This window comes from Agrobacterium radiobacter, from assembly GCF_040801995.1.
Lineage (GTDB): Bacteria > Pseudomonadota > Alphaproteobacteria > Rhizobiales > Rhizobiaceae > Agrobacterium > Agrobacterium radiobacter.
Genome location: NZ_JBEGHX010000001.1, coordinates 1,205,054 through 1,217,701, shown reverse-complemented (window position 1 = coordinate 1,217,701; position 12,648 = coordinate 1,205,054). Strand labels below are relative to the sequence as shown.

At 59.8% G+C, this 12,648-nt stretch carries 13 protein-coding genes and 1 tRNA gene; 7 read left to right on the top strand and 7 right to left on the bottom strand.

Annotated elements, in window-relative coordinates:
- Positions 1–42 precede the first annotated feature (42 nt).
- From secDF to MRBLRC7O_RS06165, 4 genes are all read left to right on the top strand, one after another.
- The gene (secDF, locus tag MRBLRC7O_RS06180) at positions 43–2,616 is read left to right on the top strand and encodes a protein translocase subunit SecDF (protein WP_003502840.1); all 2,574 of its coding nucleotides are present in this window, start codon (positions 43–45) and stop codon (positions 2,614–2,616) included.
- The gene (locus MRBLRC7O_RS06175) at positions 2,616–3,008 is read left to right on the top strand and encodes an Mth938-like domain-containing protein (RefSeq protein ID WP_080866146.1); all 393 of its coding nucleotides are present in this window, start codon (positions 2,616–2,618) and stop codon (positions 3,006–3,008) included. The genes secDF and MRBLRC7O_RS06175 overlap by 1 nt, the downstream gene beginning before the upstream one ends.
- A gap of 23 nt (positions 3,009–3,031) precedes the next feature.
- The gene (locus MRBLRC7O_RS06170; RefSeq protein WP_080866145.1) at positions 3,032–3,877 is read left to right on the top strand and encodes a phytoene/squalene synthase family protein; all 846 of its coding nucleotides are present in this window, start codon (positions 3,032–3,034) and stop codon (positions 3,875–3,877) included.
- Between the two features lie 145 nt (positions 3,878–4,022).
- Positions 4,023–4,481 (top strand): hypothetical protein, encoded by a 459-nt coding sequence (locus MRBLRC7O_RS06165; RefSeq protein ID WP_060726268.1) that lies wholly within the window; start codon positions 4,023–4,025, stop codon positions 4,479–4,481.
- 20 nt (positions 4,482–4,501) lie between these two features.
- Here the strand turns inward: MRBLRC7O_RS06165 and MRBLRC7O_RS06160 are convergent, their stop codons facing one another.
- From MRBLRC7O_RS06160 to lipB, 3 genes are all read right to left on the bottom strand, one after another.
- Positions 4,502–5,437, bottom strand: a complete 936-nt coding sequence (locus MRBLRC7O_RS06160; RefSeq protein ID WP_162690824.1) for a DMT family transporter — start codon at positions 5,435–5,437, stop codon at positions 4,502–4,504.
- A 73-nt stretch (positions 5,438–5,510) separates the two neighbouring features.
- Complete coding sequence (locus MRBLRC7O_RS06155) at positions 5,511–6,578, bottom strand: NAD(P)-dependent alcohol dehydrogenase (protein WP_080866144.1); 1,068 nt, start codon at positions 6,576–6,578, stop codon at positions 5,511–5,513.
- A 66-nt stretch (positions 6,579–6,644) separates the two neighbouring features.
- Positions 6,645–7,376, bottom strand: coding sequence for a lipoyl(octanoyl) transferase LipB (lipB, locus tag MRBLRC7O_RS06150; RefSeq protein ID WP_099085404.1), 732 nt, complete (start codon positions 7,374–7,376; stop codon positions 6,645–6,647).
- A 189-nt stretch (positions 7,377–7,565) separates the two neighbouring features.
- Between lipB and MRBLRC7O_RS06145 the strand changes: the two genes are divergently transcribed.
- Together MRBLRC7O_RS06145 and MRBLRC7O_RS06140 are read left to right on the top strand one after the other, a co-directional pair.
- Positions 7,566–7,650, top strand: a tRNA-Leu gene (locus tag MRBLRC7O_RS06145).
- 616 nt (positions 7,651–8,266) lie between these two features.
- Positions 8,267–8,653 (top strand): PAS domain-containing protein, encoded by a 387-nt coding sequence (locus MRBLRC7O_RS06140; RefSeq protein WP_020012558.1) that lies wholly within the window; start codon positions 8,267–8,269, stop codon positions 8,651–8,653.
- 76 nt (positions 8,654–8,729) lie between these two features.
- Here MRBLRC7O_RS06140 and MRBLRC7O_RS06135 read toward each other — a convergent pair whose 3' ends face one another.
- Positions 8,730–8,897 carry a Thivi_2564 family membrane protein gene (locus tag MRBLRC7O_RS06135; RefSeq protein ID WP_003502827.1) on the bottom strand — a complete coding sequence of 56 codons (168 nt, stop codon included), beginning with the start codon at positions 8,895–8,897 and terminating at the stop codon, positions 8,730–8,732.
- A gap of 110 nt (positions 8,898–9,007) precedes the next feature.
- On the opposite strand from MRBLRC7O_RS06135, the gene MRBLRC7O_RS06130 reads away from it, so the two are divergent.
- Positions 9,008–9,433, top strand: coding sequence for an OsmC family protein (locus MRBLRC7O_RS06130; RefSeq protein ID WP_080866142.1), 426 nt, complete (start codon positions 9,008–9,010; stop codon positions 9,431–9,433).
- A 3-nt stretch (positions 9,434–9,436) separates the two neighbouring features.
- Here the strand turns inward: MRBLRC7O_RS06130 and MRBLRC7O_RS06125 are convergent, their stop codons facing one another.
- From MRBLRC7O_RS06125 to MRBLRC7O_RS06115, 3 genes are read right to left on the bottom strand one after another with little or no spacing between them, the layout of a single operon-like run.
- A complete protein-coding gene (locus tag MRBLRC7O_RS06125; protein WP_080866141.1) occupies positions 9,437–9,931 on the bottom strand; it encodes a peptide deformylase in 495 nt (164 codons plus the stop codon).
- A 17-nt stretch (positions 9,932–9,948) separates the two neighbouring features.
- Positions 9,949–10,254, bottom strand: coding sequence for a hypothetical protein (locus tag MRBLRC7O_RS06120; RefSeq protein WP_080866140.1), 306 nt, complete (start codon positions 10,252–10,254; stop codon positions 9,949–9,951).
- Positions 10,254–12,554 (bottom strand): FdhF/YdeP family oxidoreductase, encoded by a 2,301-nt coding sequence (locus tag MRBLRC7O_RS06115; RefSeq protein ID WP_162690823.1) that lies wholly within the window; start codon positions 12,552–12,554, stop codon positions 10,254–10,256. Before MRBLRC7O_RS06115 ends, MRBLRC7O_RS06120 begins: the two co-directional genes overlap by 1 nt.
- Positions 12,555–12,648 lie beyond the last annotated feature (94 nt).

The following is a 12,648-nucleotide window of genomic DNA, read 5'->3' as shown; positions in this document are numbered from 1 at the left end:
CGGGTTGCGCGGAGCGCGACCCCAACCCTGACCGAGATCGAAATGCTTCATTTTTCCCGTTGGAAAACAGTCTTCATCTGGCTGCTTGTGCTGGCAAGCGTCTTCATCGCCTCTCCCAACCTGTTTACGGACAAACAGCTGGAGGGCATGCCTGCCTGGTACAAGGACAACAAGGTAACGCTCGGTCTCGACCTTCAGGGCGGTTCGCACATCATGCTCAAGATCGAGCGTTCCGACATCGTCAAGGAACGGCTTGAAACGATCGTGGGCGATGTGCGCACGCAGCTTCGTGACGCCAACATTCGCTATTCGGGGCTCACCGGCAACGGCCAGCAAATTCAGGTCCGCATCAGCGATCCCGCTCAGGTGGAAGCCGCAAAGAACGCGCTTCGTGACCTGACGCAGCCGGTGTCCGCCGGCACGCTGGTCGGCGGCTCCATCACCGAAGTGACGATGAATGACGGCGGCGACAATCTGCTCCGGCTCAATCTGACGGATGAAGGCATCGATTACCGTCTGTCTTCGGCCGTTTCGCAGTCCATCGAAGTCGTGCGCCGCCGCGTTGACGAAGTCGGCACCACCGAGCCGCTCATCCAGCGTCAGGGTTCCGACCGCATCATCGTGCAGGTTCCGGGGCTTCAGGATCCGCAGCGTCTGAAGTCGCTTTTGAACCAGACGGCCAAGCTCTCCTTCCGCATGGTCGACACGACGATGCCGGTGCAGGAAGCCATGAACGGCCGTCCGCCGGCTACATCAGAGGTTCTGTACTCGCAGGACGATCCGCCGGTTCCCTATCTGGTGGAGCGCCGCGCGCTCGTTTCCGGCGACAATCTCGTCGACGCGCAGGCAAGCTTCAACCAGCAGACCAACGAACCCGTCGTTACCTTCCGCTTCGACAGCCGCGGCGCGCAGCGCTTTGCGCAGGCGACGCAGCAGAATGTCGGCAAGCCTTTCGCCATCGTGCTTGATAATCAGGTCATTTCCGCGCCTGTCATCCGCGAACCGATTATTGGCGGTTCGGGACAGATTTCAGGTAATTTCTCGGTGCAGGGCGCCAACGACCTTGCGGTTCTGCTGCGCGCCGGTGCACTGCCGGCCACGCTGACCGTGGTTGAAGAACGCACTGTCGGTCCGAGCCTTGGTAACGACTCCATCACCGCCGGTCTGACGGCCAGCGTCATCGGCGCCGTCGGCGTCCTCATCTTCATGTTCGTGTTCTATGGCTTCTTCGGCCTGCTCGCGAACATCGCACTCATCGTCAACGTCGTCATGCTGCTCGCTGTCCTCAGTGTGATAGGATCAACGCTGACCTTGCCAGGTATTGCCGGTATCGTTCTGACGATCGGTATGGCGGTGGATTCCAACGTTCTGATCTATGAGCGCATACGCGAGGAGGTGAAGAGCGGCAAACCGCTGATCCAGTCACTGGATAACGGCTTCACCCGCGCCTTTGCGACCATTATCGACGCCAACCTGACGACGCTGATCGTGGCGAGCGTGCTGTTCTACATGGGCACCGGCCCGGTCAAGGGCTTCGCGGTCACGCTGGCTGTCGGTATCATCACCACCGTCTTCACGGCCTATACGCTGACGGCGTGGATGTTCGGCTACTGGGTTCGCCGCAGCCGTCCGAAACATCTGCCGAAGGGTGTCCGCACCGCCATGTTCGACGGCCGCGACATTCCGTTCATGCGCTACCGTCGCGTGGTGTTCATGATCACCGGCGTCGTCATGCTCGCCTGTGTCGGTGGCTTCGTGGCCAAGGGCCTGAACCTCGGCATCGACTTCCAGGGCGGCTCGGTCATCGAAGTCCGCGCCAAGCAGGGTGAGGCCGATCTCGCCGATATCCGTGATCGCCTGAACCAGCTCAACCTCGGTGAAATCCAGGCGCAGAACTTCGGTACGCCGCAGGACGTTCTCATCCGCATCCAGGCGCAGGACGGCGGCGAAAATGCCGAGCAGTCTGCGATCACCATGGTGCGCGGCGAGCTTGAGGACAAATATGACTTCCGCCGCGTGGAAGTCGTCGGTCCGGCCGTTTCGGGTGACCTCACCTTCACCTCCACGGTTGGCATCCTGCTCGCCATGACGGCGATCATGATCTACATCTGGGTTCGCTTCGAATGGCAGTTCGCCTTGGGCGCCGTCATTTCGATGGTGCACGATGTGGTCTTCACCATCGGTCTCTTTGTGTTCCTGGGGATAGAATTCAACCTCACCAGTATCGCGGCGATCCTGACGATCATCGGTTATTCGCTGAACGACACCGTCGTCATCTATGACCGTATCCGTGAAAACCTCAGGCGTTATAAAAAGATGCCGCTGTCGATGATAATCGACGTGTCGTTGAACCAGACGCTGTCGCGTACGATCCTCACCGGTCTGACCGTGCTTCTGGCGCTGCTGTCGCTCTACCTCTTCGGTGGCGAAGTCATCCGCTCCTTCACCTTCGCCATGCTGTTTGGTGTCGGTATCGGCGTGTTCTCGTCGCTCTACATCGCCGCACCGGTGCTGATCGCCTTCAAGCTGCGTCCCGACAGCAAGGATGCGGAAGACGAGAAGGACGACAAGAAAGAAAACAACACCGGCGCCATCGGCGGCAAGCCTGCCGTCTGATGGCCGGCGGGATCGAAATACGCCCGGCCCATTTTCCCGGCCGGGCGCCCATCGATGCCTATGGCAATGGCGGTTTCCGTTTTGCCGACATGTCGCATCGCGGCTCTCTTCTCCTCCTGCCTTCGGGCATTTACGGGTGGGAGCCCGCCGATGCGAAAGAACTGACCGTCGGGCATTTCGAAAAGGTTCTGGCGGAAGCACAGGATATCGAAGTGCTGCTGATCGGCACGGGTGACGGCATGCGGGTCCTGCCGAAAGAACTGCGCGCCGCCTTTAAGGAGGCGGGCATTTCGGTTGACCCGATGAGTACGGGTGCTGCGGTGCGCACCTATAATATCATGCTTTCGGAATCGCGCGCCGTGGCTGCGGCGCTGATTGCCGTCGAAGGCTGACAGGACGTTTCGCGCGGGGAACCATGGCACCCACAGAAAATCTCGACGTCAGCCTCGCGACGCTGCGCGATACCGATCGCGACCGTTATCTTGCCTGCCTTCTGTCGCCTGCCGACAGGCGCAATGCCCTTGCCGCGCTTTATGCCTTCAACGCCGAAATCGCCCGCATCCGCGATTCCGTGCGCGAGGCGTTGCCCGGCGAAGTGCGCATGCAATGGTGGCGCGACCTTATCGATGGCAATCCGCACGGTGACAGCCAGTCCCACCCGGTGGCTGCAGCGCTTCTGACAACGATCGAACAATATCGCCTGCCGCGCCCGGTTCTGGCCAACATGATCGAGGCGCGGATCTTCGATCTTTATGACGACCTGTTCGAGGATCGCAATGCGCTGGAAGGTTATGCTGGCGAAACCGCATCCGCTTTGATCCAGCTTGCAAGTCTCGTGCTTTCCGCTGAAGACGCCGCATCCAGCGCGGAAGGGGCAGGTCATGCGGGCGTCGCGCAGGCCATGGCCGGCATGTTGCTGCTCATGCCGCTGCACCGGCGTCGCGGGCAGGTCTATATTCCCGCCGATATGCTGGCTGCGGCCGGGCTCGACCGCGAGACTTTTCTGGAAGGTAAGGACAGGCAGCGCATCGGCATTGCCATCGAGATTTTTGCGACCCATGCGCTGGATCATATGGAGAGGGCACGACGCGCAAAGATCTCGAAAAATGTTTTTGCCGCCTATCTTCCCGTCGCCCTGTCCGGCCCTGTCATCACTGCGGCGAGAAAGACGGGGAGCGGCGTATTTGACGGCGACCTGCAACTGTCGCAGCTTCGCCGGCAATGGCTGCTGGCAAAGGCCTCCTTCCTCAAGCGTTTCTGATTACGCAGACCGCGTAACGCAGCGAAACGACATCGATCCGGCAGAGCCACACTTCACACAAGCCTCGGTCTGTATGAACCTGAGCCGGGTTCGCGTCTTTTCGATTCGCGAATCGTGATGTTTCGATGCTGAGGGAGCGCCCCGGATGAGTATTGCGATCTGGATTATCGTTTTCGTGCTGCTTTCGGTCTTCGCTGTCTACGCCTGGCGCATGACGCGGGCGACGGATGAGGATAACAGTCATGATGTGGGGCAGGCGATCATGGATTTCGCCCGTGCCTTTCCCAACGAGGCGATCAGAAGTCTGCACATGACGGCGGATGGTGGTGCTGCCTTCGTGCGGCTGCACGACAACAAGGCCGGCTTCATGCGCAATATGGGGTCGCATTATGTGTGTGTGATGATCGATCCTGAGCGCATCAGGGTCGAAAGTCTGGAAAGCGGTGACGGTTTCGTCGTCACCTTTTTCGATATGCCGAAATATAGCGGCTCATACCGGTTCAAATCGGCCGGAGAGGCGGCCGAGGTTTCGCTGTGGCTGCTTGGCAGTCTTGTGGAGGCGCAGGATCATCACGACGACGGGCCGCCGCCCTCGGATAGTTGAGAGACGGCGAGGGTCGGCAGTCATTGCCCGTCAAGCGGCGGGTTTGCACCGGCTTGCTGGCGCTCGCGCCAGATGATGAACAGGCCGGATGCGACGATGATGAGAATGCCGAGCCATTTTGATGGCGTCGGGAAATCGGAAAACAGCGCATAACCGAGGATAGTCGCCGAGATGATCTCGAAATACTGGAACGGCGCCAGCAGAGAAAGCGGCGCCAGCCGGAAGGCCCTGACAATCAACAGGTGCATGTAGCCGGATATCGATCCCAACAGGATTAGCAGGGTGAGGGCAAAGCCGGATTGCGGAAGCGAGACGGCAAAATCCTTGTCGCCGAGTGCATCACCGGCAAGAAGGGCCGCCCCCATGAACACCGTACCGGCAATGCCGGACATGGTCTGCATGACCAGCGGGCTGTCGGCATCGCCGATGGCGCGGTTCAGGAACAGGTAAAGTGTGTACAGAAAGGCGCAGGCAACCGGCAGAAGCGATGTCCAGCCGAAGATTTCGAAACTCGGCTGAATGACGATCAAGGCGCCGCCAAACCCGACTGCGATCGCCGTCCAGCGCTTCCAGCCAACCTTGTCGCCAAGGAAGATGGCCGACATCATCGTCAGCATGAATGGTTCGACGAAATAGATCGCGAAGACATCCGCAAGCGGCATGTATTTGACGGCGGCGAAGAACATCAGGCTGGCCGAGGCGTGCAGCACGCCGCGCAGGCAGTTCATCCATGGCCGTTTGGCGCTGAACAGCGCCCTGGGTGACACCACAAGAAGTAGCGGCAGGGTGCAGAGCACCTGGAAAAAGAAGCGGTAGAAGGTCACCTGCGCCGGCGACATGCCGCCGCTCACCGCCATGTATTTGGCGATCGCATCCATGACCGGCAGCACCAGCATGCAACCCGCCATGATGGTCATGCCCTTGGCGATATCGTTGAAACCGGTCTGGCTGGTCATGGATCAGGCTGCGCTTTCGACCCAAAGGTCCAACGGGAGAGGGGACGCCTGCAAGGTCGCCCCCCTTCAGGGGTCAGGCGGCCTTCTGGCGCGGCAGGCTCTTCATATCAATGACGAAGCGATAACGCACATCGCTTTTTATCATGCGTTCATAAGCGTCGTTGATCTGATCGATATTGATCATCTCTATCTCGGCGGCGATGCCTTTCTCGGCGCAGAAATCCAGCATGTCCTGCGTTTCGGGAATGCCGCCGATCATCGAGCCGGCAAACGTCTTGCGGCCGGGAATGAGACTGAAGGCCATCACCGAGAGCGGCTTTTCCGGTGCGCCCACCTGCACCAGCGCGCCGTCACGTTTCAGCAGTGCGAGATAGGCGTTGATATCGTGGTCGGCGGCCACAGCGTCGATGATGAGATCGAGACTGGAAGCGGCCTTGTTCATCTGTTCGGCATCACGCGAGATGATGACCTCGTGGGCGCCGAGTTTTTTAGCGTCATCCGCCTTGCCGGGCGACGTCGTGATCATCACGACAGTCGCGCCCATGGCGTTGGCGAGCTTGACCGCCATATGGCCAAGGCCGCCGAGACCAACGACGCCGACACGCTTGCCGGGACCGGCATTCCAGTGCCGCAGCGGCGAGTAGGTGGTGATACCCGCGCAGAGCAGGGGTGCGGCGGCGGCCGGATCGAGGCCTTCGGGAATGTTGAGGATGTAACGGTCGTCGACGACCACATGGGCGGAATACCCACCAAGCGTATGCGCGCCGCCGCCCATCGCCTTGTCAGGCGAATTATAGGTGCCGGTCATGCCGTTTTCGCAATATTGCTCCAGCCCTTCCGCGCAGCTTGCGCATTCACGGCAGCTGTCGACGATACAGCCGACGCCGACACGCTCACCTGTCTTGAACTTGGTCACCTGCGAGCCCACCCGTGCAACGCGGCCGATGATTTCGTGGCCGGGAACGCAGGGGTAGAGGGATCCCTGCCATTCGCCGCGGGCCGTATGAATATCGGAGTGGCAGACGCCACAGAATTCGATCTCGATTTCGACATCGCGCGGGCCGGGATCGCGACGTTTGATGGTCGCGAGCTTCATCGGCGAAGAACCGTCGTCGCAGGCATAGGCGGACGTTGTGAACATGGTCGTTCCTCCTCTTATGGTGATCGATGCTGGAAACACCGGCCTGCGGCAAAGGTTGCGGTGCAATCAGCCGCCAGCGCCGGTTTCGGGCACTGCCGCGCCAAACACCTCCTCAAAGGCCTCGCGCAGCAGAACGTCGACGTCGCCGATCATAACCGGCAATCCGAGATCGACAAGGCTGGTGACGCCATAGGCGCTGATGCCGCAGGGAACGATGCCGGAAAAATGCGTGAGGTCGGGATCCACATTGATCGACAGCCCGTGAAAGCTCACCCATTTGCGCAGGCGGATGCCGAGCGCGGCGATCTTGTCCTCGGCCATGCCGCCATCGGGCAGAAGAGGTTTTTCCGGACGCCTGACCCAGACGCCGACGCGGTCCTCGCGCCGCTCGCCCCGGACATTCATCTTGTCGAGCGTGCGGATGATGACATCCTCCAGCGCCGCCACATAGGCGCGCACATCCTGCCGCCGCCGCTTCAGGTCGAGCATGACGTAAACGACCCGCTGTCCCGGCCCGTGATAGGTATATTCACCGCCGCGACCGGTGGCGAAGACGGGGAAACGATCAGGCTCAATGAGATCAACGGCATCGGCGCTTGTGCCCGCGGTATAGAGCGGCGGATGTTCCAGAAGCCAGACGAGTTCGTCAGCCTCCCCGCTGGCGATGGCGGCAACTTCGCGTTCCATCTCCTCGATCGCCAGTTCGTAAGGCACGAGACCTTCCGAGATTCGCCAGCGGACGGGCGGCGAACCGGCGGCGGGAAGCATATTTGTCTCGATATCGGTGCGTGTGAGCATGAAAAAGTCCTTTCCACAGCCTTCTCGCAAAATGACGACAGGGCCGCAACCCCAGCATTTCCGGGCTTCCTGCATATAGGATGGTGCAGTGCGATTTTTAATTTCAAAAAACTGTCACGACGCTCTTGTGCACCGAAAATCCTTTTGCTACATGCACCCCCGTCGGCGCAAGTCGACGCCTACCACGATGCGGTCGTGGCGGAATTGGTAGACGCGCAGCGTTGAGGTCGCTGTGGGGCAACCCGTGGAAGTTCGAGTCTTCTCGACCGCACCAAAGAAACCCGCTTCGGCGGGTTTTTTCTTTTTTAGCCAGTCGTTTAGCTAGCTCTCCGTTTTCTGCCCCGGGTTCGTTGGGCCGTATTGGAAGTCACCCGGGCTGCGTCGATGTGATTTGCGCCACTGCCCGGGCTTTATAATTCGGTTCGGAAATTCCCGACTTGCTGCTACTTCAGCATAGTCGTCGCGATTTAGCGTCGAATGATATTTGAGGCCGTACCGTTTTCCTGATGGTTGCCATCTCCGACGCGATACGGGTCACCGTCCATGACCTGGTCCATCCGCCATCCGCTTCCGCGATATGGACTTTCCCATGTCTGGCACCCAGCGAGAACGACAGTTACCATCAGCAGTCCGAAAGTGAGAGCGGTTCGCAGCATATTGGCCTCCTTTGAAATTTCATCACAGCGCTATGTAGGAACAGGTTGGTGGCTTTGCGATATCTCTTAGGAACTTATCGCTCCTTTGAGCCCTTACTCCGATCAGGCCGTCATGAAATTTCGGTGGATATCAATGCACGCTCTGGTGGACGGCAGCTTCTCCCTAAAAAACGAGGGGTGGAATATTAGAGGTCTGATGTTAGCTTTTGTCAGGAAAAATGTCTGGGGGTTTTCGTGCTGGGGGACAAAACGGATTCAGACAATGCGCTCGGCTATTACATGTGGAGCATTTCCGACAACAGACTGATCATGGATGCTGTCACCGCGGAATGTCATGGGTTTCCCGAACCAGTTGCGTCGCGCGGGGTGACGATCGAGGAGATTCTCGAAAGAATCGATGTCGAAATGCGCGATCAGGTGGCGCAGGCCATTTTTGAGAGCATCACCACCGGCGTGTTTTTCGATCAGCGCTACAAGGTCAATCTACCGGATGGTTCAAGCCGGTGGATCGTGGCGAAGGGCAGGGCGATTTTTGATGCCGACAATACGCCGTTTCTCGGCATTGGCAGCGTCCGGGATATTACGCTGAAGAAAGCCTATCAGTTCGAGCCTCGCCAATAGCGATCAGGCGGGTGAAAACCGCGCATAAAAAGAGGCGGCTTTCGCCGCCTTTTTTCGTCTGCACTACGCCGGGACATCAGAAGACGGCGAGATATTTTAGCAGCGAAATAATGCCGATGATGATGACGATCACCTGAGCGATCTGTTTCGCACCGCCGCCGACCGGCAGTCGTGCGATAAGCCACAAGACAAGCACAATCACCAGGAAGGTGATCAGAATGCTGACGAGCGTAGATGTAACCATATGTCCCAGCTCCCTTTTTAATCAATATTCGACGGTCGTTCACCGTTGCGTGAGTAAAAGCGCGAGGCTAATTTTGGTTCCATCGGTGAAATCGCGGTGTGAGGTCGGGTGTGAATCAGTTCAGGGTTAAAAAGCGGCCGACAGGGGCTGTCGTTACACTTGGCCGCCTTGGGCATCCCGACGTCGTCACGGCCACCGGAGGCGCCCTGACGGTGGTGACGGGGGCCTCAGAGCCGGGTTTCAATCCGCTCGATCTTCTTTATTCGTCGCTGGCGGCCTGCCTGGCGCTTAGCGCCCGGATTGCGGCGAGCCGCATGGCTGTGCTCGACCGGTTCGAAAAGGTCACGGTGCATGTGTCGGGCGAAAAGGCCGATGAGGAGCCATCGTGGATCGTGCGTTTCGATGTCCGGATCGAGATAAAGGGGGATTTCAATGAGGCCACCCGCAGCGGCATCGCCCATATGGCCGAGGATATCTGTACCGTCAGCAACACGCTGAAGGGCGATGCGGAATTTGTGCTGTCGGTTACCGGCTGACCATCAAGTTTTTCGGGATTTTTCCCATTTTTTTACCAGCCGGTCGCGCTTGAGTTTCGAGAGACGCTTCAGCCAGAAAATACCGTCCAGCTGGTCGATCTCGTGCTGGATACAGATGGCGTGAAACCCCTCGGCGGTCTGCCGGTGTTCGCCGCCGGATACATCCTGAAACCTCACCTCGACTTCGGAAGGCCGCTCAACCTCGTCGGTAAAGCCCGGCATGGAGACACTGCCTTCCACATGCCGCATCGTCTGTGCGGATTGGCTGACGATTTCAGGGTTGACGTAGGTGAGGACAGTTCCCGGCGTCAGCTCCAGAACGAAAACGCGCTGCTTGACGTCGATATGGGCGGCGGTGATGCCGACGCCGGGCGCGGCGCGCATCGTGTCGATCAGGTCGGTGACCAGATCGTGCAGCTGCTCGTCGAAAACCGTGACCGGCGCGCAGATTTCGGACAGACCGGGATGGGGATAGGGCAGGATCGGTCTGATTGCCAAGGAATGCTCCGTTCGTTTCAAATCCGGGATGAAGAGGCGGCGGCGAGCGCCTGTCCTTCTTCAGTCGTCTCCAGAAAGCTGCGCTGGGTGCGGGCGTCGCGTTTTATCACCCGTACGAAACGCGGTGACAGGAGAGTGATTTCGCGCAGAATAAGGGCGTGTGCAAGCCCAAGCCGGTTGGCGATGCTGCGGCTGTCGGCGGCGATGTTCAGATAAACCGCCAGAAGGATCGCCGCGCCCGTGGCCGTCAGCACCTGTGAGGAGCTTTCCTGAACCCGCTCCACCGCCGCCATGAACGCAGCGGCGGATTGCTCCTCTTCCATCAGGAGGCGTCCGGGCGCAGGCGAACGGAGACGAGCACCGATTTCGATGTCGGCGTGAAGCTGCCTTCGCCATAGCTCGACAGCGGCACCAGCACGTTCAGTTCCGGGTAATAACCGCCGACGCTGCCACGCGGGATATTATAGGGCACCAGTCGGAAATCTTCCGCGATACGCTCCATGCCATCGCCATATTCGCCGATGACATCAACGCGCTGGCGGGAATGGGCGCCGAGCGCTTCCATATCTCCAGGGTTCATGAATATGACGTGGCGTTCGCCATAGACGCCGCGATAGCGGTCATCCATGCCGTAGATCGTGGTGTTGTATTGATCATGGCTGCGGAAGGTCTGCAATACGAAGAGGTTGTCGCGCATCAGCGCCTGCTGGTGTTCGGTCTGTTCGGGCAGCGGGCCGCTATAGAAGGTGGCCTTTTTCGCCGGCGTGTTCCATTCCCGTTCGGCCGCGGCATTGCGCAGATGAAAACCGCGCGGCACACGGACGCGTTCGTTGAAATTGTCGAAACCGGGAATGACCCGCTCGATCATGTCGCGGATGAGATCGTAATCATCGGCAAGCGCCTTCCAGTCGACATGCGCATTGCCAAGCGTTGCTTCGGCGATGCCGGCAACGATGGCGACTTCCGAACGCAGCTCCTCCGAGGCCGGCGAATTGATGCCGCCGGAGCCGTGCACCATGCTCATGGAATCTTCCACCGTAACGATCTGCGACCGGCCGGCCGAATTGCGGTCGATTTCCGTTCGGCCGAGGCAGGGCAATACGAAGGAGGTTTCGCCCGGCACCAGATGCGAATGGTTGAGCTTGGTGGCGATGTTGACGGTCAGCTTCTGCTTTTCGAAAGCCTTGATAATCAGCGGGCTATCGGGTGTCGCGCGCATGAAATTGCCGCCAAGCGCGATGAAGGTCTGAGCCTTGCCGTCCAGCATCGCGGCGACGGCTTCCACGGTATTGTGGCCGGGTCTGCGCGGCATAGGCACACCAAGTTCCTTCTCCAGCGCGTCGAGAAGCGCCGGCGGTGCTTTTTCGTCGATGCCGACGGTACGGTCACCCTGCACGTTGGAATGGCCGCGCACCGGGCAAAGGCCGGCGCCCGGACGGCCGACATTGCCGCGCAGCAGCATGAAATTGGTGATTTCACGAACGATGATGACGGAGTGACGGTGCTGGGTGACGCCCATGGCCCAGGTGGCGATGACGGACCCGGCATTCATGTAGATACGGGCGGCTTCCTCGATCTCCGCGCGGGTGAGGCCGGACTGGTCGAGGATGCTTTCCCAGCTCGTCGCTTCGACGGCGGCGCGATAGGCCTCGAACTCTGCCGCATGTTCGGCGATGAAGTCGTAATCGATGATGGCCGGCTCGCCCACCGCCCTTGCGGCCTCGTCGGCGGCAAAGACCGCCTTGCTCATGCCGCGCACCGCCGCCATGTCGCCGCCCTGGCGCGGCTGGTAATAATTGGTGGCAATGCGAGTGCTGCCGCCGGTAATCATCTCGACCTTGTCCTGTGGGTCGGCGAAACGCTCCAGACCCTTTTCCCGGATGGGATTGAAGACGGCGATCCGGGCGCCGCGAAGGGCGGCGCGGCGCAGGTCGCCCAGCATGCGGGGATGGTTGGTGCCGGGATTTTGCCCGATGACGAAAATGGCGTCGGTCTGCTCGAAATCCTCAAGCAGCACGGTGCCCTTGCCGACGCCGATCGATTCCTTCAGGCCGACGCCGCTCGCTTCGTGGCACATGTTGGAGCAGTCGGGGAAATTATTGGTGCCGTAGAGCCGGACCATCAACTGATAGAGGAAGGCGGCCTCGTTGGAGGCGCGGCCGGAGGTATAGAACTCCGCCCGGTCCGGGCTGTCGAGACTGTTGAGGATGTCACCGATTTCGGCGAAGGCATCGTCCCAGGAAACGGGCAGATATCTGTCGCTTGCCCGGTCATAACGCATGGGATGGGTCAGGCGGCCCTGTTTTTCCAGATCGTAGTCAGACCAGCTGCGCAGTTCGGAGACGGTGCGGCTGGCGAAGAAATCCGGTGGTACGCGCGCCTCCGTCGCTTCCCATGACACTGCCTTGACGCCGTTTTCGCAGAATTCGAAAGAGGAGCCGTGTTCTGGGTCACCCCAGGCGCAGCCCGGGCAGTCGAAACCATCCGGCTGGTTGGTCTTCAAAAGTGTGCGGGCGCCGGAAATCGGTGCGCCGGATTCCAGAAGGCGTTTGCCGACGCTTTTGAGTGCGCCCCAGCCACCTGCGGCGGAGGATGCCTTGCCTATGAAATCCGTCTTGCTCATGGTTGTGATTCCCGGGATATGTCTTCTCGCGCCCGCCTGCCGGCGCTTGCCGTTTGTCAAAAGCAACTTCAAAAGCGCTGATCCACACCGCCTG

What these genes read in the sequence shown, in the direction of transcription:
- MRBLRC7O_RS06155 (WP_080866144.1), bottom strand. Translation starts at nt 6,578, where the DNA reads ATGTTCACAACGTCCGCCTATGCCTGCGACGACGGTTCTTCGCCGATG.
- MRBLRC7O_RS06160 (WP_162690824.1), bottom strand. Translation starts at nt 5,437, where the DNA reads ATGACCAGCCAGACCGGTTTCAACGATATCGCCAAGGGCATGACCATC.
- lipB (WP_099085404.1), bottom strand. Translation starts at nt 7,376, where the DNA reads ATGCTCACACGCACCGATATCGAGACAAATATGCTTCCCGCCGCCGGT.
- MRBLRC7O_RS06120 (WP_080866140.1), bottom strand. Translation starts at nt 10,254, where the DNA reads ATGGAAGAGGAGCAATCCGCCGCTGCGTTCATGGCGGCGGTGGAGCGG.
- MRBLRC7O_RS06135 (WP_003502827.1), bottom strand. Translation starts at nt 8,897, where the DNA reads ATGGTTACATCTACGCTCGTCAGCATTCTGATCACCTTCCTGGTGATT.
- MRBLRC7O_RS06115 (WP_162690823.1), bottom strand. Translation starts at nt 12,554, where the DNA reads ATGAGCAAGACGGATTTCATAGGCAAGGCATCCTCCGCCGCAGGTGGC.
- MRBLRC7O_RS06165 (WP_060726268.1), top strand. Translation starts at nt 4,023, where the DNA reads ATGAGTATTGCGATCTGGATTATCGTTTTCGTGCTGCTTTCGGTCTTC.
- secDF (WP_003502840.1), top strand. Translation starts at nt 43, where the DNA reads ATGCTTCATTTTTCCCGTTGGAAAACAGTCTTCATCTGGCTGCTTGTG.
- MRBLRC7O_RS06170 (WP_080866145.1), top strand. Translation starts at nt 3,032, where the DNA reads ATGGCACCCACAGAAAATCTCGACGTCAGCCTCGCGACGCTGCGCGAT.
- MRBLRC7O_RS06175 (WP_080866146.1), top strand. Translation starts at nt 2,616, where the DNA reads ATGGCCGGCGGGATCGAAATACGCCCGGCCCATTTTCCCGGCCGGGCG.